The following is a 24,606-nucleotide window of genomic DNA, read 5'->3' on the forward strand; positions in this document are numbered from 1 at the left end:
TCAGCGCTCGCGGATCGCGCACAGGGCGTCGCGCGCACGCGCGCCATCGATGCCGCATCGTGCGCCCGCCGGCGCGCGCGTGCGCGCCTCCGTGGCCGCGGGTGCAACCGCAGGCCGCGCGGGCGCGGAAGGCGCCACCGCATCCGGCTTCAGGCGCGCAGGCAACGGGCTGCTCATGACCCGCGGCGGCCCCACGGTCAGCACGAAGCCCGTCGCCGTCTGCGACTTGATCGTGACGGCATGCGAGCCTTCGGGCGTCACCCAGCGCTCGCCCACCTTGAACATCGAGCCTTCGTTGTTGGACACGTCCGCGGGAGGCACGCTGGCATCGATGCTGTAGGCCGTGCCCGAGCGCTCCACCTTGTGGATGATCACCGCATTGCCGGCGAGGTTGCCTTCATAGGTGCCCTCGCGCTTGCGCGCCTCCAGCGTGTACACGAGGGTCGCATAGGGATCCGGCTGCGGAGACAGCGACAGCACCAGCATCTGCACATTGGCCGAACCCGCAAGGTGCGCGTAGTCCAGCGCCACGTCGCGCGTGGCCAAATCGCCGAGCACCAGGACCTGCTGGCGCGGCGCATCCACCCAGCTCAGGCGATGCCGCTGGAAGATGTTGATGTGCTTGGGACGCGCGCCATAGGTGGCATCGCTCACCGCATTGGACCACGCGTCGCTCATCACGTCCCACGGATTGTCGTAGGTGTCGCTGTCGCCGTCGGAGTTGTCCGAATGCGGCAGGCCATAGCCGTGCCCCATTTCGTGCGCCAGCGGGGCGAGGTTGCGGAACGACCACGGCGGATTCCAGGTAACGCGCTTGCACAGCCGCGCACCGCGCACCGTGGCGCAACTCTGCCCGCCCCAGGCGAAGCCGTCGAGATCGCCGTTGAACATCATGTTGATGCCCACGGGACCATTGAGGTCGAGCGTGTCCGGCGTCGCGGACGCGCAATCCGTGAACAGCTTGTTGAGATCCGCCTTGTCCTTGCCATCCACCTTGGTCACGTAGGTCGAGCGCGGGCTCGGCAGCGTGTACCAGCCGTGCGCGGTACTGCCGGCCAGGTTGATCTTGTTGTAGGACACTTCGCGCCAGTAGTGGCCGAGCTGCCCGACGCCTTCGCCGTACTGGGCCTGGAAGAACGCCTGGTCCCTCTGTTCGTCCACGATGTCGTTGAACTTGCACATCAGGGTCACCCAGCGGGTGGTGCCGCTGACCGGCGCCGCCGCCATGACCCGCGCGTTCGCGGCGTGCACCTGCGCGGACGAGGTAACGCGCTCGACCGGTACGATGGCCTCGATGGCGGGCGAGGAGGACATCACCCGCCCCTGCGCTGCGAAGGCCACCGCCACGCGACGGTTGGCCAGCACGTACAGGTCGCCCGCCGCGAGCCTGGCCTGCACCGGATCGAGGGCGATGCGGCTTCCATCGTCCTTGAGCAGCGATGCATTGAAACGGGGTGCGAGGCGCGGCTGGCCGGGCACGACACGCGGCGGATCGCCCCATTCCAGCTGCAGCAGGCCCTGCTCTATCGCCTGGGCGCGCAGCGCGGTCGCGAACGACAGTCCGCAGACGGCACCCAGCAGCGCCAGAACCCGCACAGCGCGCGGCATGGCCTCGACGTCCCTCTTCATGATCCCCGGCTCCCTCGATCCCCGATGCACATCGCGCACCACGCCGTCCGTTCTAACGAGTGCGCGCCATAGCCGCCGTGCGTGGCATCACATTCTCTGCCAGTATCATCTCCGGCCTTTCCCGACCGCCGGTCTCCGCTCCTCATGATCACCACCCCCGATTACCGCGCCCTGCTCGAAACCGCCATCGCCGAAGCGCGCCTCGGCCTGGCCGAAGGCGGCATCCCGATCGGCGCGGCGCTTTACCACCAGGACGGACGCCTGCTCGGCTGCGGTCACAACCGGCGCGTGCAGGAAAGCGATCCCTCCGTGCATGGCGAAACCGATGCCTTCCGCAAGGCCGGGCGCCAGCGCCGCTACCGCGACACGATCATGGTCACCACGCTGGCGCCGTGCTGGTACTGCAGCGGCCTGGTGCGCCAGTTCAACATCGGTACCGTGGTGGTCGGCGAATCGGTGACCTTCCAGGGCGGCATCGGGTGGCTGCGCGAATCCGGCGTCAACGTCATCGACCTGCAGAGCCAGGAATGCATCGACCTGCTCGGTGGCTACATCCGCGCCCATCCCGAGGTGTGGAACGAGGACATCGGCGAGGACTGATGCCGCCGGATCCTCTCATGAAGGCTTCATCACCATCAGCCAGAAGATGGCGATGACACTGATGAAGGCCGGCCAGCCCAGCCAGAACCACCAGCGCATGGCGCGATGGTAGGCCGGCGGTAGCGGCGTCCCTTCGGTGACAGCGCGCAACGCCAGATCACGAGCGCGGACCTGCAACCACAGCACGGGCAACCAGCAGGCGCCGATCACGAAGAACAGCAGCAGCGCCGTCTTCACCCAGAACACGTCCAACGGCAGGCCGAGCAGATGCGTCAGCCAAAGGCCGCTGGCCAACTGCACCACGACGGCTGGCGCGGTGAAGCAGGCATCGGCGATGACGACCGTGCGAGCCGTCGATGCGATCACGCGCGCATCGCCGCGAAGATGGGCGATCCACATGAAGAAGGCGATGCCCAACCCCGTACCGAACAGCAGCGTGGAGGCGAGGATGTGGATCCACTTCACCCAGAGGTAGGTCATCAGCGTCGCTCCGTCAGCACCCACAGCACCGCGAGTGCCGGCAGCAGCACCAGGTTCTTCGCCAGCCCGCCCAAGGGATCCCACCACACCGCCGGCGCCAGTCCGCCGAGCAGCAGCGTGTAGGTCAGCACCAGCGCGAGCATCGCGCTTATGGCGGCGCGCGGCCGCCAACCCGACGCCAGCCACAGGCCGAGCAGCAGGTCGACCGCGCCGCCCGCGCGTGCAAGCAGCACGGGCTGCACCGTGTCCAGCGGCGTGCCTGCGGACAGGCGCAGGATATCCGCCGCAGGAGTGACGAAACCCGCCCACGCCGACAGCAGCCACAAGGCCACCACGACCCACCGCAGCGCGGGCGCGAGGAAATAGAGCTGTGCCTGCCAGCGGTCCTGCACCTGGCTGGGCGCCTGGTGCAGCGCCTCGGACAGCGCGCGCGGCCTCAGGCCGAAGTCCGCCTGCAGGCGATCGGCCGCATCCGCTGCGGTGGTGTTGCCGCGCTGGAGCATGCGCCACATCGTGCGCCCGACCGGACCGCGTCCCAGGCGCTCCATCACCGACACCGCCAGCGACACGCAGACCTCCGGCACGGCGACGATGCGCTCACCGGGAATCCGCAGCCAGCGCCGCCATTGGGTCTGGTAGTCACGCAGCGACAGCGGCGTGGGTCCACCGATGTCGTACGTTCCTGTCATCGTGCCGGCCGCCGCACGCGCCACCAGTTCTCCCAGATCCTCCGCTGCCAGCGGCTGCACCTGCCAGCGCCCATCGCCGGGCAGCCACTGCATGCCGGGGAATCCCGCCAGCGCGCGCAGCAGCGAGGTGCCGCCGTACGAACCGCTGACCGAATAGACCACCGAGGGACGCAGCACGACGGACGACAGCGGCAGGTCGGACAGGCGTTCGTCGAAGCGATGCTTGCTCGCGATGAAAGGTCCGTCGTCCGAGCGCCCGAGCGCCGACACCTGCACGAAGCGCGTCACGCCGGACACCACGCAGGCCTGCGCCAGCGCGAGCGGAGCAGCGACGTGGATCGCCTCGAACGTCTGTCCCTTCTCCTCGCGCAGGATGCCGGCAGCGTTGACGACCGCATCCACACCACCCAGCAGCGGCATCCAGTCCTCCGCGCGCAGCATCTTCCTCAGGTCGCAGGCGCGTTCGTCCTCGCGCAGGCGCGCGCGCGGGCGTACCGCGAGCACGACCCGCCAGCCATGACGGCGGAGCGCCGCGACCAGATAGCCCCCGATGAACCCTCCGCCCCCGACCACCATGACGGTGCGCCCCTGTCCGTCCTGCGGGACTTCGACACTCGTTGCCATGCGGTCGCTCCTTGTCCGGCGGGGTTGGAGGTCAGGCCTTGCGCACGAACTCCGACTTCAGCTTCATCGCACCGATGCCGTCGATCTTGCAGTCGATGTCGTGGTCGCCGTCGACCAGGCGGATGTTCTTGACCTTGGTGCCGACCTTCACCACCAGCGACGACCCCTTGACCTTCAGGTCCTTGATGACGGTGACCGTGTCGCCATCCTGCAGCAGGTTGCCGTTGGCGTCCTTGATGACGCGTTCGTCATCGCCGGCCGTGGACGCCTCGAGCGACCATTCATGGCCGCACTCCGGGCACGTCAGCTGCGTGCCATCCTCGTAGGTGTACTCGGATCCGCATTGCGGGCAGGGCGGCAGCGTGCTCATCAAGAAGGGGGACGTCGTACGAAGGGAGGCGTGATTGTAACCGACGCCCTGCGTCCGCATCCCCGCGAAGCCGTAGCGTCGAGCTCGCTCGACTCCGCACACAGCAGGCCGCATTCCGCGGCACGCACGCGACAGCAGCGGAGCGAGCTCCGCCCCACGCAGTCGCGATTACAGGATATAGCGGCTCAGGTCCGGATCCTGCGCCAGCTCACCGAGGTGTGCATCGACATACGCACGGTCGATGGTGATGTTCTGGCCGTCGCGGTCCGGCGCCTCGTAGCTCAGCGTATCCAGCAGGCGCTCGAGCACGGTGTGCAGGCGGCGCGCACCGATGTTCTCCTGCCGCTCGTTGACGAGCGCGGCGATCTCGGCAAGACGGTCCACGGCGTCGTCGGTGAAGCGCAACGCCACGCCCTCGGTCTTCATCAGTTCCACGTACTGCCTGGTCAGCGCGGCCTTGGGCTCGGTCAGGATGCGGATGAAATCCTCCTTGCTCAACGCCGACAGCTCGACGCGGATCGGGAAGCGGCCCTGCAGCTCGGGAATCAGGTCGCTCGGCTTGGCCAGGTGGAACGCACCCGAGGCAATGAACAGGATGTGGTCGGTCTTCACCGTACCGTACTTGGTCGATACGTTGCTGCCCTCGACCAGCGGCAGCAGGTCGCGCTGCACGCCTTCGCGGCTGACATCGGCGCCGCTCATGTTGCCGCTGCGCTTGGCGACCTTGTCGATTTCGTCGATGAAGACGATGCCGTGCTGTTCGCAGGCCTCGATGGCGGCGGCGCGGATGTCGTCCTCGTTGACCAGCTTGGCGGCTTCCTCTTCGATCAGCTGCGGACGTGCGGCCTTGATGGTCACGGTGCGCTTGTGGGTCTTCTGGCCACCGAGATTGGAGAACATCTGCCGCAGCTGCTGGCCCATCTCTTCCATGCCGGGCGGCGTCATGATGTCGACGCCGACGTTGGCGGCCAATTCCAGCTCGATCTCGCGGTCGTCCAGGTCGCCGTTGCGCAGCTGGCGACGCAGCTTTTGCCGGGTCTCCGATTCCTTCGACGAGGGTTCCGCGCCGATGTCGACCGTCGTCGTGGCGCCGAAACCGAAGGCGTTGCCGCCCGCGGCGTCGCGTCGCGGCAGCAGCGCATCCAGGATGCGGTCCTCGGCACGCTCCTCGGCCTGGGTCCGCATCCGCGCCTTGGCCTGCTCGCGGTACATCTTCACCGCGGTGTCGGCGAGGTCGCGGACGATCTGCTCGACGTCCTTGCCCACGTAGCCGACCTCGGTGAAACGCGTGGCTTCGACTTTGACGAACGGCGCGTTGGCCAGCGTCGCCAGGCGGCGCGCGATCTCGGTCTTGCCGACGCCGGTGGGGCCGATCAGCAGGATGTTCTTCGGCATGACTTCGTTGCGCAGGCCGTCGTCGAGCTGCATGCGTCGCCAGCGGTTGCGCAACGCGATGGCGACGGCGCGCTTGGCGGCCTGCTGGCCGACGATATGGCGGTCGAGTTCCTGCACGATCTCGCGCGGGGTCATGGTGGAGGAGGTGTTTTCGGTCATGGGGAGTGTTCTGTAGGAGGGGCTTCAGCCCCGACCGTGATGGCCGGAACGGAACGGCGATCGGAGCTTCAGAGCTCTTCGACCACCACGTTGCGGTTGGTGTAGATGCAGATGTCGCCGGCGATGTTCAGCGACTCGACCGCGATCGACTTCGCGTCCAGCTCGGTATGCGCGAGCAGCGCGCGCGCGGCGGACAGGGCGTAGGAACCGCCGGAGCCGATCGCGATGATGCCGTCCTCCGGCTCGATGACGTCGCCGGTGCCGCTGATGATCAGCGAGGTTTCCTTGTCGGCGACCGCGAGCAGCGCTTCGAGCTTGCCCAGGCGACGCTCGGTGCGCCAGTCCTTCGCGAGTTCGACGGCTGCGCGCGTCAGCTGGCCATGCTTCTCCAGCTTGGCCTCGAACAGTTCGAACAGCGTGAACGCATCGGCCGCGGCGCCGGCGAAGCCCGCCAGCACCTGGCCGTCGCGGCCGAGCCGGCGCACCTTGCGGGCGTTGCCTTTCATCACCGTGTGGCCCAGCGTCACCTGGCCATCGCCGGCGACGGCGACACGGCCGTTGCGGCGCACGGACAGGATGGTGGTGGCGTGGAAGACGTGGGGATTCTGGCTGGGGTCCATGGAGGCCTCCGGGGTGTTCTCCCTGAGGTGGGGACACCGACGCCCGGTTCAAGCATGACTTTCGGCGGGACGATTCAGCCCTTCTTCCGCTTCGCTCTTGGATGCGCCGCGTCGTACACCTTGGCCAGATGCTGGAAGTCCAGGTGCGTATAGATCTGGGTGGTGGCGATGTCGGCGTGGCCGAGCAGTTCCTGCACGCCGCGCAGGTCGCCGGACGATTCCAGGATGTGGCTGGCGAAACTGTGCCGCAGCATGTGCGGATGGACGTGCTTGAACAGACCCTGCCGCTGCGCGAGCTGCTTGATGCGGATCTGCACGGCGCGCTGCGAGATCGGTCCGTCGCCGCGACCGGGGAACACGAAGGCCTCGTTCGCCGCCGGTCTTTCCTGCCGCCACTCGACCAGCGCGTTGCGCGCATGCGAACCGACCGGCACCTTGCGTTCCTTGCTGCCCTTGCCCAGCACCGTGACCATCCCGCCGGCCATGTCCAGATCGCGCCAGCGCAGCGCGCACAGTTCGCTCAGGCGCAGGCCGGAGGAATAGAAGAGTTCGAGCAGCGCGCGATCACGCCTGCCCAGCGGCGCGTCGGTCGGGACTTCGACCAGCCTGACGGCTTCGTCCGCATCCAGCACCTGCGGCAACTTGCGCGGCGCCTTGGGCGCGCGCAGCGCCGCGGCAGGACTGGCGGCGATACGACCGTGCTTGAGCAGCCACTGGTAATAGCTGCGGCATGCCGACAGGCGGCGTTGCAGGCTCTTGGGCGACAGGCCGCGCCGATGCTCGCTGGCGACGAAGCCGCGCAGCTGTTCCGGCTGCACTTCGACGAGATCCGCGATGCCCAGGGCCTGCGCCCAGTCGGTCAGCGCGATGAGGTCACGACGGTAGGCGTCCAGCGTATGCGCGGAGACGCGGCGTTCGACCTCGAGATGGGCCAGGAAGTCGGCGACGGCGTACATGCCGGTGATCCGTCATTCCGGCGAATGCCGGAATCCTTGTTGCCCTTGCGTTAGCCCGCGCTCAGCCATCGAACCGCTTCAATGCCGTCACCAGCGTGTCGCCCATCATGCGCAGGAACAGCGTACCCATGCCGGGATAGAAACGATTGCCGTCGCGGCTGCCGACCGCCACCAGGCCGATGCCCGGCAGCGGCAACAGCGCGGACGAGGCCACTTCCTCGGCCTGGGACCCGTACAACAGCACGTGTTTTTCCGGCTGCAGGCGACCGCAGATCGGCTCGCCATCGCGCAGGCAATCGCGGAACGGCGCCATGTGCGGGTTGTCGGCCGGAATGACCTGCAGCCACTCGCTCTCCTCCAGCCCGGTGATCGGCTGCAGCAGCACGATGCTGACGCGGTCGCCATTGAAGTCCTCGGCCAGCGACGCCGCCATCGCCCGCACGGTGTCGGCGGCGGTGCCCTGCTTCATCAGCGTCAGCGCCAACTGGTGGGTGCGCACCGCCAGGCGCTCGTTCTCCTGCGCGTTGGCGAACAGGTCGTTGAGACGCCGGGACAGTTCGCGGTTCTTGTCGCGCAGCACTTCCAGCTGGTAGCTGGCCAGCGACGCCGTGGGGCCGTCGTCGCGCGGCACCACCATGCTCAATGCCAGGTCCGGAAACTGCTTCAGGAAGGTCGGGTGCCGCCGCAGCCAGGCCGCGACGTCGTGGGCGGCCAGTTTGTCCAGTGTCTCGCTCATGCTTTCCATTCCCCTTCGAATACGAATGCCGCCGGCCCGGACATGATGACCGGCGCGTCGTCGGCCGGCCAGCGGATGCGCAGTTCTCCGCCCGGGAGCACGATGGCCACGTCGCGGTCGACCCGGTCGCGGCGGATCAGGACCGCCGCCGCCGCACACGCGCCGCTTCCGCAGGCCAGTGTCTCGCCCACGCCGCGCTCGTACACCCGCAGGCGCACACGGTCGCGCGCCACGACTTCGGCGAAACCGACGTTGACCGATTCCGGGAAATGCCGCGAGCGCTGCAGCAGCGGGCCGTAGTGCTGCACCGGCGCCGCGTCGACGGAAGGCACTTCGATGACCGCGTGCGGATTGCCCATCGATACCGCGCCGAAGCGCAGGCGCAGGCCCTCGTCCACGTCCGCGTCGTACTCCAGCCGCACCTGCTCGAAGCCTTGCAGGGGAATGCGGGCCGGCACGAACACGGGGACGCCCATGGCGATGGCATAGCGATCGTCGCCGATCCGCTCGACCGCGTGCGTGGCCAGCGGACTGTCGACATCGAACGTATCGCCCTTCGCCGCGCCGTCGCGCACCAGCCAGGCGGCCACGCAGCGTGCACCGTTGCCGCACTGCTGCGACGGCGACCCGTCGGAATTCCAGATGCGGTAGGCGGCGACCGAACCGGCGCTGCGCGGCGGCTCGATGGTCAGGATCTGGTCGCAGCCCACGCCGCGGTGGCGATCGGCCAGCGCCGCGGCCATGGCAGCGTCCGGCGGCGGCAGGCCATCACGCAGGTCCAGCACGACGAAATCGTTGCCGGCCCCGTGCATCTTGGTGAAGCGCATTGCCCCGAGCCGCGCGTGCGAGGGATCAGCCATTCCCGTCGGTGGCGGGCACCGTGGCGGGATCGATCGGCGGCTCCGCCGGCAGCGTGTCGGTGCCGGCCGGGGTACGGTCGGCGGGCGCGACCGGCGCCTCCTCGACCGGCTTTTCCGGCATGAACAGCGGGCCCTTGGCACCGCAGGCGGAGAGGACCGCCATCAAGGCGGCGGCGAGGACAAGACGGGCGTTCCGGTTCATGCCGCGAGTATAGCCACAGGCCGATGAATGCGGCGGCGGCTCAGCCTGCGCGTGGCGGCTCCGGACGACGCCACAGCCAGGTGGCCACGGCCGCCATGCAGGCGATCGGCAACGCCACCATCCACCCGCGGTGCGAGCCGGTCCACAACATCACGACCAGCAGGATCAGCGCGCAGGCCAGCATCGTCCACGTGGCCGCCCATTTGGCGCGCCGCGAGACCGCGCGGTGCAGATGCCAGTCGTGGATCATCGGGCCGAAGCGCGGATGGGTGACCAGGTAGCGATGCAGGCGCTCCGAACCGCGCGACGCCGCGTAGGCCGCGATCAGGATGAAGACCGTCGTCGGCAGCCCGGGGACGAACACGCCCAGAATGCCCATGCCGAGGCTGGCGTAGGCCAGCAGCCACCAGGCCCAACGGAAGCGGACCGGGCGTGCGTCGTTCGGGTCGCGCGGCGGTGGTGACGTGTCGTGCACGGCGACCTTGTACCCCAAATCGGAGATGGACGGCGCGAATACCATCCGCGCCGATCTTGCGACCGCACCCCACCCTGCCATGACCCACCACCCGACTGCGCCGATTCCTCCGGGTTATCGGCGATGACGTGCCCGTGCTGAAGCCCCGGACCGGCACGCGACCCGCAAACGGAAAGAGCCGGGGTTTCCCGGCTCTTCCTGTTCCCGCACGACGCCGTTACTTCGTCGCGACGCCCAGCTGGTCCAGCATGAAGGCGTACATTTCCGCACGCTCGCGGTACTGGCGGAAACGGCCGGATTTGCCGCCGTGGCCGGCTTCCATGTTGGTACGGAACACGATGGTGTTCTTGCTCGTGTTCAGGTCGCGCAGACGGGCGACGTACTTGGCCGGCTCCCAGTACTGCACCTGCGAATCCCACAGGCCGGTACCGACGAACATCGCCGGATAGGCCTTGGCCTGCAGGTTGTCGTACGGCGAGTACTTCAGGATGTAGTCGTAGTAGCCCTTCTCTTCCGGGTTGCCCCACTCGTCGTACTCGTTGGTGGTCAGCGGAATGCTAGGGTCCAGCATCGTGGTGACCACGTCGACGAACGGCACCAGGGTCAGGATGACCTTGTACTTCTCCGGCGCCATGTTCGACACCGCGCCCATCAGCAGGCCGCCGGCGCTGCCGCCCATCGCGGCGACGCGGTCCTTGGCCGCGTAGCCTTCCTTGACCAGGTAGTCGGTGACGTCGATGAAGTCGGTGAACGTGTTGATCTTGTTGTACAGCTTGCCGTCGTCGTACCAGGTGCGGCCCATTTCCTGGCCGCCACGGATGTGCGCCAGCGCGTAGACCACGCCACGATCAAGCAGGCTGATGTTGGTGATGCTGAAGTTCGGATCCATCGACGAGCCGTAGCTGCCGTAGGCGTACTGCAGCATCGGCGCCTTGCCGTCGCGGGCGACGTCCTTGCGGTACACCAGCGTCACCGGGATCTTCGTCTTGCCGTCGCGCGCCGGCGCCCACACGCGCTCGGTCACGTACTTCGACGCGTCGTAGCCCGGCACCGGCTGCTGCTTCAGCTGGCGGCGCTCGCCGGTCTTGACGTTGATCTCATAGGTCGTGGCCGGCGTGGTCATCGACGTGTAGCTGTAGCGCAGCCAGTCGGTGCCGGTTTCCGGATTGGCGGCCAGGCCCATCGAGTAGGCCGGCTCGTCGGCCTTGACGTAGTCGCTGCTGCCGTCGGCCTTGATCACGCGCAGGCTTTCCAGCGCATTGGCGCGCTCCGATACCACGCTGAAGCCGTCGAACAGTTCGATGCCTTCGACGAACACGTCGTCGCGGTGCGCGACCCAGTCCTTCCAGTCCTTGCGCGAGGTCGAACCGGTCGGCGCGGTGACGACCTTGAAATTGGTGGCGCCGTCGGCATTCGTGCGGATGACCCAGCGGCCGCCCAGGTGATCGGCCTGGTACTCGACGTCGCGCTCGCGCGGCGCCAGCACGGTGAACACGCCTGGGCTGGCGGCCGGGGTGCAGCGCATCTCCGAGGACACGGTGCTTTCCACGCCGATGCAGATGAACTGGTCGTCGCGCGTACGACCGATGCCCATGTAGAAGCTGTCGTCTTCCTCTTCGTAGACCAGCTTGTCCTGACTGGCCGGCGTACCCAGCACATGCGACTTCACGCGTTTGCTGAGCAGGGTTTCCGGATCCTTGTCCACGTAGAACAGCGTACGGCCGTCGTCGGACCAGACCAGGTTCGGCTCGGCATTGGTCACGGTGTCCGGCAGGATCTCGCCGGTGTCCAGGTTCTTGAAACGGATCGTGTACTGGCGACGGCCATTGGTGTCGTCGGCGTAGGCGAGCAGGCGGTTGTCCTGGCTGACCTCGTAGTCGCCGACACTGTAGTAGTCCTTGCCTTCGCCCAGCGCATTGACGTCCAGCAGCACCTGCTCGCCGGCGAAGTCGCCGGCGGCGTTGGCCGCCTGGATCGATACCGCGTCCACGCCCGGGCCATCCTTGCGGCGCGCATGCACGGGATAGTCCTTGCCCGTCACGAAGCGCGCGTAGTACCACCAGCCGCGCTCGCGGTACGGCACGCTGGCGTCGTCCTGCTTGATGCGGGCGACGACCTCGTTGTAGAGCTTGTCCTCGAGCGGCTTCAGCGGCGCCATCACCGCATCGGTGTAGGCGTTCTCGGCGTTGAGATACGCCAGCATCTCCTTGTTCTCGCGCTTGTCGTCGCGCAGCCAGTAGTACTCGTCGTTGCGCTCGGCGCCATGCGGGGCTTTCACGACGTGCGGCTTCTTGGCCACGTCGGGCGGCGTGGCGGTGGCGGCGAAAGCGGAGGTGATCGGGGTGGTGCTCATCAGGACGGTCGCGGCAAGCAGGAAGGAAGTCGTCTTCATGGATGGGGTCCGGGAATGCGGGATGCAATGGAGAAGCGGTCGGTCCCTCCTCCGCTCGCGGGGGGAGGGTTGGGGTGGGGGCGAGCGACTCCGCTTGAAGTCGGCGCTGCCCCCATCCGCCCTTCGGAAACTCCGGGGTTACTTGGACAACTGCTGCCAGAGGAAGGTGTAGGCCAGCGCGCTCATGTGCGCGGCCTGGGCATTGTTCGCCGCACCGCCATGACCGCCTTCGATGTTCTCGTAGTAGCGCACGTCCTTGCCGGCATCCAGCATCTTGGCCGCCATCTTGCGGGCGTGGCCCGGGTGCACGCGGTCATCGCGCGTCGAGGTCATGAACAGGGTCGGCGGGTAATCCTTCTTCGCGTCGAACAGGTGGTACGGCGAGAACGTCTTGATGAAGTCCCAGTCGGCGGTGTCGGGGTTGCCGTACTCGGCCATCCACGACGCGCCAGCCAGCAGGTGGCTGTAGCGCTTCATGTCGAGCAGCGGCACCTGCACGACGACCGCGCCGAACAGCTCCGGGTACTGCGTCAGCATGTTGCCGGTCAGCAGGCCGCCGTTGCTGCCGCCCTGGATGCCCAGGTGCTTCGGCGAGGTGATCTTGCGCGCGATCAGGTCCTGCGCGACGGCGGCGAAGTCCTCATAGGCCTTGTGGCGGTTGGCCTTCAGCGCCGCCTGGTGCCAGCGCGGGCCGTACTCGCCGCCGCCGCGGATGTTGGCGACCGCGTACACGCCGCCCTTCTCCAGCCAGCCCTTGCCGACCCCGCCCGAATAACCGGGGGTCATCGAGATCTCGAAGCCACCGTAGCCGTACAGCAGGGTCGGCGTGCTGCCGTCGTACTTCAGGCCGTCGGGGCGCACCAGGAAGTACGGGATCTTGGTGCCGTCCTTGGACGTGGCGAAGTGCTGTTCGATCTTCTTGCCCGAGGCGTCGAAGAACGCCGGCATCGACTTCAGCTGTTCCGGCTTCTGGCCCAATTCGACCAGCGACAGCGTGGTCGGCGTCAGGTAGTCGGTGACGGTCATCCACACCGCGTCGCTGTCATCGCTGTCGACGGCGCTGACACTGACGGTGCCGAAGCCCGGCGCACCGACGAACTCGCCGCGCTTCCAGCCGGTGGCCGACGGCGTCAGCACGCTGAGCCGGTTCTTGACGTCGTCCAGCACGTTCAGCACGACGTGGTGCCTGGTGACGGACATGCCGGCGAGCGAGGTGGTCGGGGTCGGTTCGAACAGCACGTCGAACGTGCGCTTGCCCGCCATGAAGTCGTCGAACTTCGCCGCCAGCAGCGAGCCCGCGGCGTACGTCTTGCCGCCGACGGTCCACGGCTCGCGCAGTTCCAGCGTCAGCCATTCGCGGAACGCGCCCTTGTTGGCCGAGTTCGGCGCGTCGATCCTGGTGAGCGTGCCGTCCTGGCCGCGCAGGTACAGCTCGTCGTTGTAGAAGGCCAGCGTGCGGCTGACGAAATCGCGCTGGAAGCCCGGCGTGTCGTCGTGGTACGCGGCGATGTACATGTCGTCCGGCTTGCCTTCGTAGACGACCTTCGCGCTGTCCAGCGGCGTGCCGCGCTTCCATTCCTTGACGATGCGCGGATAACCGGAGCTGGTCAGGCTGCCGGCGCCGAAATCGGTGTAGACATAGACGGTGTCGGCGTCCTTCCAGCCCAGCGCACCCTTGGCTTCGGGACGGTAGAACCCGTCGGTCAGGAACTTCTTGTTGACCAGGTCGAACTCGCGCGTCTCGTCGGCGTCGGCGCCGCCGCGCGACAGCGCGATCAGGCAACGCGTGTAGTCGGGCTTGCGGCAATCGGCGCCATGCCAGACCCAGTTTTTGCCCTCGGCCTTGTTCAGCGCGTCCAGGTCCAGCACGGTTTCCCACTGCGGCTGCGGCTTGCGGTACTCGGCCAGCGTGGTGCGGCGCCACAGGCCACGCTCGTGCTGCTTGTCCTTCCAGAAGTTGTAGTAGTGGTCGCCGATCTTCTGCACGCCCGGGATCTTGGCGTCGGAATCGAGGATGGCGCGGATGTCGGCTTCCAGCTGCTTGAAGGCCGGGGTCGACGCGATCTCGGCCTCCGCCTTGGCGTTGACGCCCTTCACCCAGTCGAGCTGTTTCTGGCCCTCGACGTCTTCCAGCCAGGCATACGGGTCGTCGGACACGTCAGCGTCCTTGGCGTGGGCCGGGATCGACAGCGCGCCGGCAACGGCGAAGCCTGCCGCCAGGCAGGCATGGGCGAGTTTTGACATCGGAAGGGGCTCCGGAGGTGCAGTTCATGAACATGTCACGCTAGCACAAGGCCCGGAGGCCACCCCCTGCCGAAGGTCAGGCCGCCCGGGCCAGCCCGCTCGGGCGCGCCCGGACCCGCCGCGCCTGCGGGCCCCGACGGCGCCGGATCACCTGCGACAGCGCCCCGGCCGCCGGCAACCGGAAGCGGTGCAGCGCCCACCATGCCGCGGCCGGCATGCCGACCAGCCACAGCGGCAGCCAGCCCAGCCAGTCGGTGCTGGCACGTGCCAGCGGCACCAGAACGACGAGCGCCAGGCCTGCCAGCACCAGCCGGCGCAGCACGCGGTCGAGATGGGCGTCGGGATGGTCCTGGCGAACGGCATGCGGACCCTGGAGCGACACTGTAGACATGGTGGATTCCTTAGGTGATGTCAGGACGACGTCACATTCGCGCACGCGCATCTCATGGATTGCGACGTCACCGGTTAACATCGCCATCGCACCCTGATGGCGACCATGTCCGTAAGACAGGGAAGAAGGAGTTCCACATGTCCGTGTCGCCGTCCCACCGCCTGCCCCGTATCGCGCTGTTCGCGCTGCTCCTGTGCCTGGTGGCCGGCTGCGCCAGCCGCGGTGCGCCGCAGGACACGCCGGATGCCATCGATCTGCCGCGCCTGATGGGCAGCTGGCACGTCGTCGCGCACATTCCCTACTTCGCCGAACGCGGCCATGTCGCCGCGCGCTACGAATACGCGCTGAGGGACAGCGACAAGATCGGGCTGACCTATCGCTACCGCGAGGACTTCGCCGCGCCCGAACAGCAGCGCGACGCGCGCGCATCGGTCAAGGGCGGTTCCGGCAACCGCGAATGGACGCTCTGGTTCGCCGGCGTGGTGCCGGCGAAGTGGCGCATCGTCGAAGTGGCACCGGATTATTCGTGGATGCTGGTGGACTATCCGGGGCGCGACATGGGCTGGATCCTCGCCCGCGAGGCCGTGATGGAAAATGCGCAGTATCAGGACCTGGTCAGGCGCGCCCGCGACCATGGCATCAACGCGCGCCAGCTGGTGCGCGTGCCGCAGGTGCCGGAACAGCTAGGCAAGCCCGGCTTCGGCGAACCGAAGGGGCCCTGAAAGGGTACTCCTGGGGAAATCATCCCTGGCGAGCGACGCACGTCGCGATGGCAGGTGAGGTGAACGGAAAAGCTCCGCGACTTACGTCGCCGCCACACCCACACCACCGACGGCCTTACTTCTTCTCGTAGTTCGACAGCGCGAGTTCCAGCAGCGCCTTCGCCTGCTCGCGCAGCACGGCGGGCTCGACGATTTCGGCATCGGCACCGTAATGCAGGATGTCCATCAGCAACTCGCGCGAGACGCTGTAGGGGATCTTCAGCTCGTAGCGACCATCGGGCAGGTGGCGACCCTGCTGCTTGGAGTGCCACTGCTCGTCGGCCACCCAGCGCGCGGCCTTGGCGCTGAACAGGATGGTCGCCCAGCCTTTCGGTTCGCCGGAGAAGATGCCGTAGCTCGACGCGAGGTGCTGGTTGAGTTCTTCGTTGGGCAGATCGCGCGCAGGCTCTTCGCCCAGCCGCGCGTTGCCCACGCGGTCGACGGCGAAACTGCGCAGCGCGTTACGCTCGTGGTCCCAGGCGTCGAGGTACCAGTTGTCGCGGTAGTGGGTAATGCGCTGCGGTGACACCGTCCGCTTCGTACGCTCGTCGGTGGAACGCGCGCGGTACTCGAACTGCAATTGCCTGCGCTCCAGCACAGCGGAGGCGACGGTGCGGAAGCTGGCTTCGTCCAGTTTCCGCCCGCGGTGCGGGATCACCCGCACGCGGTCGACCGGCCAGTGGTCCACGCCCGCATGGTCGGCCAGCAAGCCTTCGATGCGCTTCTGCAGCGGCGCCAGCGCGCCCGACAGCACGCCGCCACCGGTGCGCACCAGCAACTGCTGGGCCGCCAGCAGGGCATACAGCTCTTCCGAACTGAGCCACAGGCCGGGCAGTTCGAAGCGGTCGCTTTCCGCGGCGTGGTACCGGAAACCCGCCTCGCCATCGCCTTCGATCGGGGCCATCAGCGCGTCGCGCAGGTAGGCGAGGTCGCGATAGACCGTGGCGCGCGAACACCCCAGTTCCTCCTGCAGGCGCTTCACCGTGACCGGATAGCGCGCCGCCTTGAGGATGCGGTGCAGGGCGGTGATGCGTTCGATCTTGTCCATGGGCGGCACGGCAGGGGGCGTGCATCGATTATCACCGACAGGTGGCCGTTTTCGTCGCCCGTCCGCCGTTGGATCGGAAACAGGGGGACCTGCGCCGACGGCGTCTTGGGCCCGTGCGGTGCCTGGTGCTGCGGCGTGTCCTCGCCGTCGTGACACCCTCAACGCACGGACCCAAGGCGCCCTCGTCCGGGAATACCCTGCACGGTCGCAGCGCTGCTCGATGCCGCGCGGTAACGGACTGAAGGAATGACGCCGTATTCCCGCCTGGCCTGACTGCCCGCCGCGTTCCCCGAGACGTCCCGCTGGTGCCGACGAAGGTAAGGTTCCGCATGCGCGATCCGGCGTCACCCGAGCGCCCCCTTGCCGGAGACGATCGGTTGGCTCGTCGGCGGACCGGCCGCACCACCGGTCCGTGCACGCATATCCACGACACCGTCCACGGCCGGCGCCCGGACACCAGCGACGAAGGGCTGCGCCGCCTTGCCGGGGAGTTGCGGAGGTATCGCGAGTACTGCCGACCGTGACGGCGATCCTGATTCGGGCGCAGAGGCATGGCACACTCCATGTCGCAAACCTGAATCGGAACAAGTACTTGGGTTGTGGCATCACACGTCGCCGCCTACCATGTAATCGATTACACCCCTATCCCGAGATCCGCCATGTTCCGCCGCACGTCCTCTTCCCTGTTCGCCCTCGCCCTGCTGGCAAGCGGCACGGCACGGGCTCAGGCGGTGGATGCCCCGCTGCTGCCGCGCAACGACAAGACCGACGCCCCGCAGGCCGCCGGCAAGGGCCTGGGCAAGCAGACCGGGATGGCGCTTCCCGTGGTCGCCATGGCCGTGCGTCCGATCCCCGAAACGCCGCCCGAGCCGCCTCCCCCGGCACCGCCCGCACCGAGCCTGACCGGCGGCGGTGAACTCGGATTCGCGGCCGCCAGCGGCAATACCAACAACGAGAGCTTCAACGGCCGGCTGGACCTGACCTACAAGGACGGCGCGGCATGGCGCCACAGCGCCAGCCTGTTCGGCCTGCATTCGCGCTCGGAGTACAAGCGCACGCAGGACGACGGCAGCGTGGTCCGCGACCGGCGCACCACCGCGAACCGCTACACGGTCACCGCCAACAGCGCCTACCTCATGGACGATCGCGGCACGCTCAACACCTCGGTGCGCCACGAAGAAGACGACTTCGGCACCTACCGCCGACAGCAGTCGGTCAGCCTGAGCTACGGCAACCGCGTGATCGAGAACGAGCGCGCGCATCTCGACCTGCAGGTGGGCCCCGGTTTCCGCCGCGCCTACGACACCGTCGACGGCCGCAACGAAGCCAGCTTCATCGGCCGTGGCCTGATCGACATGCGCTATGCGCTGAGCGACAACACCGAGATCGTGAACAAGCTGCTGGTCGAATCCGGCGAATACAACACGTTCGCGCAGAACGACCTGGGCGTGTCGGTGACGATGAACTCGCACCTGGCGCTGAAGGCCGGCTGGCAGGCACGCCATAACAGCGACGTCGCGCCCGACATCAAGAAGACCGACACGCTGACCACGATGAACGTGGTCTACCGCTTCAAGTAAGCGCCTGCCCGTCAGGCGAGGAACGCGCCCGCGCCCTGCTCCAGCAGTTGCGCGGCGACCCGGCGGCCCAGCGCCTCGGGGTCGGCGTCCGGTCCGCGGGCTTCCGTCCGCAGCACCTGGCCGTCCTTCGCCGACCCCACCAGTCCGGACAGGACCAGATCGTCGCCGTCGCGCTGTGCGAACGCGGCCACGGGGACATGGCAGCTGCCGTGAAGCGCGCGATTCATCGCGCGCTCCGCTTCCACGCACACGCGGGTGGCGGCATCGTCCAGCACGGCGAACAAGGCACGCGTAGCGGGATCATCGGCACGGCACTCCACCGAGACCGCGCCCTGCGCCGGCGCCGGCAGCCAGTCCGGCGCGTCCAGCCGCGCGCGGATGCGCGAGGCGAAACCGAGCCGCTGCAGGCCCGCGCAGGCCAGGACGATCGCGTCGTACTCGCCCGCGTCCAGCTTGGCCAGGCGCGTGTTGACGTTGCCGCGCAGGTCCAGCAGCTCCAGGTCGGACCGCAACGCACGCAACTGTGCCTGCCGGCGCAGCGAGGAAGTGCCCACGCGCGCGCCCTGCGGCAGGGCGGCGATGTCGGCGTACCGGTTCGAGACGAAGGCATCGGCGGGATCGGCACGCGTCAGGATCGCCGGCAGGGCGAACGGGCCTTCCAGCTCCATCGGCACGTCCTTCAGCGAATGCACCGCGCAGTCGGCCTCGCCCCGCAGCATCGCCAGCTCCAGTTCCTTCAGGAACAGGCCCTTGCCGCCGATCGTGGCCAGCGAGCGGTCGAGCACTTCGTCGCCGCGCGTGCTCATCGGTACCAGTTCGACGACCAGCCCGGGGTGGGCGGCACGCAGGCGGTCGGCGACGTGTTCGCTCTGCCAGAGGGCGAGCGGGCTCTTGCGGGTGGCGATGCGCAACGTGGTCATGCGGGCATTATCCCGCATGGCGCGGTGCACGCGGGGATCAGAGCGCCTTGACGGTCTCGCGCAGGCCGGCCACGCAACGGCGGCTGACTTCCAGCGGCACCTTGCCGTGGCGGAGGATGGCCTGCACCTGGCCGTCGCCGATGCGCTTGATCTCGACCAGTTCGTGCCGCGCGACCAGGCAGTTGCGGTGGATCCGTACGAAGCGGCTGCCGAATTCCTCTTCCAGCGACCTCAGCGACTCTTCGATCAGGTCCTCGCCGCGGGCATGGTGCACCACCACGTATTTTTCCTCGGCCTGGAGGTAGTGGACCTCGTCAACCGGGATCAGGCGCAGGCTGCCGCGCAGGCGCGCGCACAGATGGGTGCGCGGCTGGCTGTTGGACGTGGCCGGCGGATGGGTCTCGCGTCCGGCGATGAAGGTGCGCGCGCGCTCGAGCGCGGCCGCCAGCCGCTCGGGACGGATCGGCTTCATCAGGTAGTCGATGGCCGCCGCCTCGAAGGCGGACAGCGCGTGTTCGTCGTACGCCGTGCAGAACACGACCGCCGGACGCGGGTCGAACGCCGCCAGATGGCGCGCGGCTTCCAGTCCGTCCACGCCGGGCATGGCGATGTCGAGCAGCACCATGTCGGGCCGATGCTGCGAACAGGCCTGCAGCGCATCGAGGCCGTTCTCGGCTTCGGCGACCACTTCGATGCCGGGATGCTCGGCGAGCAGCGCGCGCAGGCGCTCGCGGGCAAGGGATTCGTCGTCGGCGATGACCACTTTCACGGCAATGGCGTCCTCGGTGAACGTTGGCGTGATCCCCCGTGGCCTAGGTTACCCATGGCGACGCCATGCGTCATCCACCCGGGGATACGTGGGGATTACAACGCAAATCGCTGCGCCATCCAGTCACCCAGGTCACGGATTTCCTCCGCGCAGACCTGGTGCGCCATGGGGTAGCGGTGCCATGCCACACCGAATCCCAGCTCGCCCAGCACGCGCGCGCTCTGTTCGGCATGGACCAGCGGGATCACCGGATCGGCGCTGCCGTGCGCCATGAAGACCGGCTGCGCGGTCGCCGCGTGGACGAGATGGGCCTTGGCCTGCGCGGCCCCCGGCAGGTAGGTCGACAGCGCGATGAGTCCGGCCAGCGGCACCTGCCTGCGCAGGCCGGCGGCCAGCGTGATCGCGCCCCCCTGCGAGAACCCGGCCAGCAGCAGGCGCTCCGGCGCGATGCCGCGTGCCTGTTCGCGCGCGATCAGCGCCTCCACCTGGACGATGGACGCCTCGATACCGGCGCTGTCCGCGCGGGTGGGGAAATCCATGCCGACGATGTCGTACCACGCGCGCATGCGCACGCCGTTGTTGATGGTCACCGCACGCACGGGCGCATGCGGGAACACGAAGCGCAGCGCCGGCCAGCCCGGTCGCACCAGTTCGGGCACCAGCGGCGCGAAGTCATGGCCGTCGGCGCCCAGCCCGTGCAGCCACAGCACGGACCACTGCGGCGCCGGGCCGGTTTCCTGTTCGACGGTTTCGAGCAGGGCGGAAGCGGAAGAAGTCGTCATGCCGCCATTCTCGCCGCAGATGCGCGCGGACACCACTCAGCCGCTGCGGGCGTCCCCGGGCGCGCCCGCTGTCATCGGGCCGGAGGGTGAAGGCCACTTCCGCCTGCCCGATGTGCGGGGCGTGGGCGGGTGCGGATGACGCGGGCGGCGGCGGGTGTGATGACAGGGCAGCGGCGCCATGACGGCGGCCGTGCGAACGGTCTGTTCTCGCATCAGGAGCGCCACGTCCGCACGCAGCGCGGCAATGCGGGCGCTCGTACGTCGATACGCTCGATCAGAGCGGGCAGCCGTGAAGCAGTCGGCGACGTCACCGCGCCCTTCCTCCGCTGCCTCGTCGCGCCTCGAAGCAATGCTCCACCGCGTTGTGTCGCCCGCGGGCAACCACATGCTGCCCTCCGAAAGCGCGTGCGTGGCGCGGTCATACCGCGTCGCCGGCACGGTCCCGACACCGGTTTCCGCCAGGGACATGGGCGGTCTTTCCTGCTGACCCGTCGCCGGCCATGACGCGGGACCGCATCCCGCCAGACACCGCGCGATCGCCACGCCCACCCTGTCGTTCTCATGCAGCCCAGATGACGGCGGTGCGTCAGCCAGCATCCTGCACCGTGTGGGTGCGCGCCTGTCCGGCAAACCCCTGTCGCACAACGATCCCGATACGCGAACGCAGCACGCTCCCCTCACGTTACGCCCCGGAATCGGCTGGAAGCGTTTGCACGCCCATCCATCGCGCGCGCAGCGGAAAACTTCAGGTAAAGTGCGGCGATATCGGGGAGATGCGTGTCGCATCGTCCCGCTTTCGGGTAAGGCCTGGCAGGCAATGCGGTGGCGGACCCGGTCCATCTGGCGGCAACCGTTCTTTTGGGGAAGAACCGACCGTGAGGCCCACTGCCATCGCCATGCCTTCGTACATCGCCGATGGCGAACCCGACGTGTCATGGGTCATCGACCACAGCGACAACGCCATCGTCGTCTGCGACGATGCCGCGCGCATCACCTGGATCAACCAGGGGTTCACGCGCATGTTCGGCTACACGCTGGAAGACGCCCTCGGGCGCCGGCCCAGCGATTTCCTCGCCGGTCCGCATACCGATCCCGAAACGGTCGAATGGGTGCGCGGACAGCTGCATACCCACCAGGGCTACCGCACGGAGCTGCTGGTGTACGCGAAGAACGGCGTACCGCTGTGGATCTCGGCGGTGGTGAACCCCGTCTTCGATCCCGAGCGCAACGTCCGCTATCTGCTGGGCGTCTACACCGACATCACCCACAGCAAGCTGCATGAGGAGATGCACCGCAAGGTGCTGGGCGCGATCGTCCGCGAGCAGCCGCTGCAGGACGCGCTGACGCTGATCTGCCGCGAAGTCGAGAAGGTGATGCCGGAAGCGGTGGCCTCGGTGATCGGCGTCGACGACTACGGCCGCCTGCGTCCGCTGGCATCGCCCAGCCTGCCCGACCACATCGGCGCCCTGATCGACGGCGAACTCGCCGGGCCGATGGTCGGCGCCTGCGGTTCGGCCGCGTGGAGCGGGCAGCCGGTGGAATGCCGCGACATAGAACGAGACCCGCGCTGGCAGTCGCACAACGCGCCCTTCCTCGCGCTCGGCATCCGCGCCTGCTGGTCCAGCCCGATCAAGGGCAACGACGGACGCGTACTGGGGACGTTCGCGCTGTATTACTGGGAAAACCGGGCGCCCGACGAGTTCCACCTGCGCGTGGTCGACGTCTGCCTGCATCTGTGCGCACTGGCGATGGAGCGCGAACGCGCCCGCGCCCGCATGCACCAGCTATCGTTCTTCGACACACTCACCGGCCTGCCCAACCGTGCGCTGTTCAACAACAAGGTCGAGCAGATGTTGCTGGGCGCAGCACGACGCGACAGCCAGGTGGCACTGCTGTTCGTCGACATCGACCGCTTCAAGATCGTCAACGACACCCAGGGCCACACGGCCGGCGACACACTGCTGCGCGAACTGGCCAAGCGGCTCGGCGGCGAAGTGCGCGACGGCGACGTGGTGGCGCGGCTGGCGGGCGACGAATTCGTGCTGGCGGTCCCCGACCGCACGGCGGAAGAAGCCGCCAACCTTGCCGACCGGTTGATGGCGCGCCTCTCGGAGCCGGTCAACGCCGGCCGCATGATGCTGACGCCGCAGGCCAGCGTGGGCGTGGCCATGTTCCCGGCCGACGGCTGGGATGTCGACTCGCTGGTGCGCCATGCCGACATCGCCATGTACCGCGCCAAGTCCGAGGGCGGCGGGCGCATCGTGTTCTACAGCCTGGAGATGAACCAGGCGATGCAGGAACGCCTGGCGCTCGAGAACGCCCTGCGCGAGGCGGTGCGCAGTGGCCAGCTGCGGCTGCATTACCAGCCGCAGGTCGCGCTGGACGCCGAAGCGCGCCTGCATGGCGTCGAAGCGCTGCTGCGCTGGCGGCACCCTGAGATCGGCGAGATCTCGCCCGCGACCTTCGTGCCGATGGCCGAGGAATGCGGCCTGATCGACGAGCTGGGGCGCTGGACGCTGGAGGAAGCCTGCACGCAGATGGCGGACTGGCGTCGCCGCGGCGTGCCGGTGCCGCGCGTGTCGGTCAACCTGTCGGCGATCAACTTCGAACAGCAGGACCTGCCCACCTTCATCGGCAACGTGCTGGGCAAGTGCGGACTGTCGCCCGACGAACTGATGGTCGAGGTGACCGAGAGCGTCATGCTGGCGCAGAAGCCGGAAGTGCTCGCCAACATCGATGCGATCCACCGGATGGGTGTCCGCCTGTCGATCGACGACTTCGGCACCGGCTATTCCAGCCTCAGCCACCTGCACCGGCTGCCGATCAGCGAGCTGAAGCTGGACATGAGCTTCGTCCGCGACCTGGAGCACAGCGAATCCGCGCGTGCGCTGACCACCTCCATCCTGCGCATCGGCGAAAGCCTGTCCCTGAAAGTGGTGGCCGAGGGCGTGGAGAACGCGGCGCAGCGGGCGGTACTGGACTCGCTCAACTGCGACCTGCTGCAGGGCTACTACGTCTCGCGCCCGCTGTCGCCGCACTCGCTGGAGCGCTGGGTCAGCCTGCAGCCGCCGACGGAGTGACCGGCAGACGCGCTGCGTCGTCAAGCAGGAAAGCGAGCGCCTCATCGCAGGGCGCCGCTACCCGGAACTGCAGGACGTCGTCGGCCCGTGTGCGCCCCAGGCCGACCGCCGTCACGGGCAGACCAAGCCGTATCGCGGCGTGCACGAAGCGGAGACCCGAGTAGACCATCAGCGACGACCCGACCACGAGCATCGCGTCGGCCCGGCCCAGATGCGCCATCGCACGATCGACCCGCGCACGCGGCACGTTCTCGCCGAAGAACACCACGTCCGGCTTGAGCAGGCCCTCGCAGCGCTCGCATGCAGGCACCCGGAACAGGGAGAAATCCTCCGCTTCCAGGTCGGCATCCCCATCCGGCGCAGCGCCCGCCTCCAGACTGGCCCAGCCGGGGTTGGCCTGATGCAGACGAAGCTGCAGGCGTGCGCGTGAGGAAACCGCGCCGCATGCGAGGCAAACAACGCCATCCAGGCGACCATGGAGATCGATCACCTCCGTGCTGCCCGCGGCCTGGTGCAGGCCGTCGACATTCTGCGTCAGCAACAGTTCGCAACGACCCTGTTGCTCGAGTGCCGCCAGCGCGCGGTGTGCCGCATTTGGACGTGCCGCCGCGACGCGCGGCCAGCCGAGCAGGCTGCGTGCCCAGTAGCGCTGGCGTGTCGCCACATCACCGACGAAGGCCTGGTAGGTGACCGGCGGCGTGCGCTTCCACGCGCCCTGTTCGTCCCGATAGTCGGGAATGCCGGAGCCGGTGCTGCATCCCGCGCCCGTCAGCACGAACAGGCGGCGGTGCGCCGCCACGAATCCCTCGAGTCTCGCGTCGTCCATGCCGGCAGCATAGGCCAT

General features: G+C 68.1%; 23 protein-coding genes. 4 read left to right on the forward strand and 19 right to left on the reverse strand.

Annotated features, from left to right (window positions below; genetic code table 11):
• Positions 1–1,629 carry a metallopeptidase domain-containing protein gene (locus AC1Q5B_RS02040; protein ID WP_492630076.1) on the reverse strand — a complete coding sequence of 543 codons (1,629 nt, stop codon included), beginning with the start codon at positions 1,627–1,629 and terminating at the stop codon, positions 1–3.
• Positions 1,630–1,773: 144 nt separating this feature from the next.
• On the opposite strand from AC1Q5B_RS02040, the gene AC1Q5B_RS02045 reads away from it, so the two are divergent.
• Entirely contained in the window at positions 1,774–2,229 is a 456-nt protein-coding gene (locus tag AC1Q5B_RS02045; protein ID WP_492630077.1) for a nucleoside deaminase, read from the forward strand.
• 15 nt (positions 2,230–2,244) lie between these two features.
• Here AC1Q5B_RS02045 and AC1Q5B_RS02050 read toward each other — a convergent pair whose 3' ends face one another.
• From AC1Q5B_RS02050 to AC1Q5B_RS02110, 13 genes are all read right to left on the reverse strand, one after another.
• Positions 2,245–2,709, reverse strand: a complete 465-nt coding sequence (locus AC1Q5B_RS02050; protein WP_492630078.1) for a DUF2269 family protein — start codon at positions 2,707–2,709, stop codon at positions 2,245–2,247.
• Entirely contained in the window at positions 2,709–4,022 is a 1,314-nt protein-coding gene (locus tag AC1Q5B_RS02055) for an SDR family oxidoreductase (protein ID WP_492630079.1), read from the reverse strand. The genes AC1Q5B_RS02050 and AC1Q5B_RS02055 overlap by 1 nt, the downstream gene beginning before the upstream one ends.
• Before the next feature lie 31 nt (positions 4,023–4,053).
• Positions 4,054–4,392, reverse strand: coding sequence for a zinc ribbon domain-containing protein YjdM (locus AC1Q5B_RS02060; protein WP_492630080.1), 339 nt, complete (start codon positions 4,390–4,392; stop codon positions 4,054–4,056).
• A gap of 168 nt (positions 4,393–4,560) precedes the next feature.
• Positions 4,561–5,946 (reverse strand): ATP-dependent protease ATPase subunit HslU, encoded by a 1,386-nt coding sequence (gene hslU / locus AC1Q5B_RS02065; protein ID WP_492630081.1) that lies wholly within the window; start codon positions 5,944–5,946, stop codon positions 4,561–4,563.
• Positions 5,947–6,014: 68 nt separating this feature from the next.
• Positions 6,015–6,566 (reverse strand): ATP-dependent protease subunit HslV, encoded by a 552-nt coding sequence (gene hslV, locus AC1Q5B_RS02070; RefSeq protein ID WP_448244697.1) that lies wholly within the window; start codon positions 6,564–6,566, stop codon positions 6,015–6,017.
• 74 nt (positions 6,567–6,640) lie between these two features.
• Positions 6,641–7,522 (reverse strand): tyrosine recombinase XerC, encoded by an 882-nt coding sequence (gene xerC, locus AC1Q5B_RS02075; RefSeq protein WP_492630082.1) that lies wholly within the window; start codon positions 7,520–7,522, stop codon positions 6,641–6,643.
• 61 nt (positions 7,523–7,583) lie between these two features.
• A complete protein-coding gene (locus tag AC1Q5B_RS02080) occupies positions 7,584–8,258 on the reverse strand; it encodes a DUF484 family protein (RefSeq protein ID WP_492630083.1) in 675 nt (224 codons plus the stop codon).
• A complete protein-coding gene (gene dapF / locus AC1Q5B_RS02085) occupies positions 8,255–9,118 on the reverse strand; it encodes a diaminopimelate epimerase (RefSeq protein ID WP_492630084.1) in 864 nt (287 codons plus the stop codon). The genes AC1Q5B_RS02080 and dapF overlap by 4 nt, the downstream gene beginning before the upstream one ends.
• Positions 9,111–9,320, reverse strand: a complete 210-nt coding sequence (gene lptM / locus AC1Q5B_RS02090; protein ID WP_492630085.1) for an LPS translocon maturation chaperone LptM — start codon at positions 9,318–9,320, stop codon at positions 9,111–9,113. The genes dapF and lptM overlap by 8 nt, the downstream gene beginning before the upstream one ends.
• Before the next feature lie 40 nt (positions 9,321–9,360).
• On the reverse strand, positions 9,361–9,699 hold the full coding sequence (locus AC1Q5B_RS02095) for a YbaN family protein (protein ID WP_492630932.1): 339 nt from the start codon (positions 9,697–9,699) through the stop codon (positions 9,361–9,363).
• A 313-nt stretch (positions 9,700–10,012) separates the two neighbouring features.
• Entirely contained in the window at positions 10,013–12,187 is a 2,175-nt protein-coding gene (locus tag AC1Q5B_RS02100) for a S9 family peptidase (RefSeq protein WP_492630086.1), read from the reverse strand.
• A gap of 138 nt (positions 12,188–12,325) precedes the next feature.
• Entirely contained in the window at positions 12,326–14,431 is a 2,106-nt protein-coding gene (locus AC1Q5B_RS02105) for a prolyl oligopeptidase family serine peptidase (protein WP_492630087.1), read from the reverse strand.
• A 76-nt stretch (positions 14,432–14,507) separates the two neighbouring features.
• Positions 14,508–14,822: a hypothetical protein gene (locus tag AC1Q5B_RS02110; RefSeq protein WP_492630088.1), complete on the reverse strand. Its 315-nt coding sequence runs from the start codon at positions 14,820–14,822 to the stop codon at positions 14,508–14,510.
• A 137-nt stretch (positions 14,823–14,959) separates the two neighbouring features.
• Here AC1Q5B_RS02110 and AC1Q5B_RS02115 point away from each other — a divergent pair, with 137 nt between their 5' ends.
• A complete protein-coding gene (locus AC1Q5B_RS02115) occupies positions 14,960–15,544 on the forward strand; it encodes a lipocalin family protein (RefSeq protein ID WP_492630089.1) in 585 nt (194 codons plus the stop codon).
• 115 nt (positions 15,545–15,659) lie between these two features.
• On the opposite strand, the gene AC1Q5B_RS02120 is transcribed toward AC1Q5B_RS02115, so the two are convergent.
• Positions 15,660–16,631 carry a helix-turn-helix transcriptional regulator gene (locus AC1Q5B_RS02120; RefSeq protein ID WP_492630090.1) on the reverse strand — a complete coding sequence of 324 codons (972 nt, stop codon included), beginning with the start codon at positions 16,629–16,631 and terminating at the stop codon, positions 15,660–15,662.
• Between the two features lie 812 nt (positions 16,632–17,443).
• Between AC1Q5B_RS02120 and AC1Q5B_RS02125 the strand changes: the two genes are divergently transcribed.
• Positions 17,444–18,211: a DUF481 domain-containing protein gene (locus tag AC1Q5B_RS02125; protein ID WP_492630933.1), complete on the forward strand. Its 768-nt coding sequence runs from the start codon at positions 17,444–17,446 to the stop codon at positions 18,209–18,211.
• 11 nt (positions 18,212–18,222) lie between these two features.
• Here the strand turns inward: AC1Q5B_RS02125 and hemC are convergent, their stop codons facing one another.
• The 3 genes from hemC to AC1Q5B_RS02140 all read right to left on the reverse strand — a co-directional run bounded on the left by hemC (position 18,223) and on the right by AC1Q5B_RS02140 (position 20,682).
• A complete protein-coding gene (gene hemC, locus AC1Q5B_RS02130) occupies positions 18,223–19,131 on the reverse strand; it encodes a hydroxymethylbilane synthase (protein ID WP_492630091.1) in 909 nt (302 codons plus the stop codon).
• 37 nt (positions 19,132–19,168) lie between these two features.
• A complete protein-coding gene (locus AC1Q5B_RS02135) occupies positions 19,169–19,900 on the reverse strand; it encodes a LytR/AlgR family response regulator transcription factor (RefSeq protein WP_492630092.1) in 732 nt (243 codons plus the stop codon).
• Positions 19,901–19,995: 95 nt separating this feature from the next.
• The gene (locus AC1Q5B_RS02140) at positions 19,996–20,682 is read right to left on the reverse strand and encodes an alpha/beta hydrolase (RefSeq protein WP_492630093.1); all 687 of its coding nucleotides are present in this window, start codon (positions 20,680–20,682) and stop codon (positions 19,996–19,998) included.
• 875 nt (positions 20,683–21,557) lie between these two features.
• Here AC1Q5B_RS02140 and AC1Q5B_RS02145 point away from each other — a divergent pair.
• The gene (locus AC1Q5B_RS02145) at positions 21,558–23,762 is read left to right on the forward strand and encodes a sensor domain-containing protein (RefSeq protein WP_492630094.1); all 2,205 of its coding nucleotides are present in this window, start codon (positions 21,558–21,560) and stop codon (positions 23,760–23,762) included.
• Here AC1Q5B_RS02145 and AC1Q5B_RS02150 read toward each other — a convergent pair.
• Positions 23,737–24,606 (reverse strand): NAD-dependent protein deacetylase, encoded by an 870-nt coding sequence (locus tag AC1Q5B_RS02150; RefSeq protein ID WP_492630095.1) that lies wholly within the window; start codon positions 24,604–24,606, stop codon positions 23,737–23,739. The two genes, AC1Q5B_RS02145 and AC1Q5B_RS02150, sit on opposite strands and share 26 nt — an antisense overlap.

It is taken from the genome of Pseudoxanthomonas sp. GW835-FHT14C01 (genome assembly GCF_058793715.1).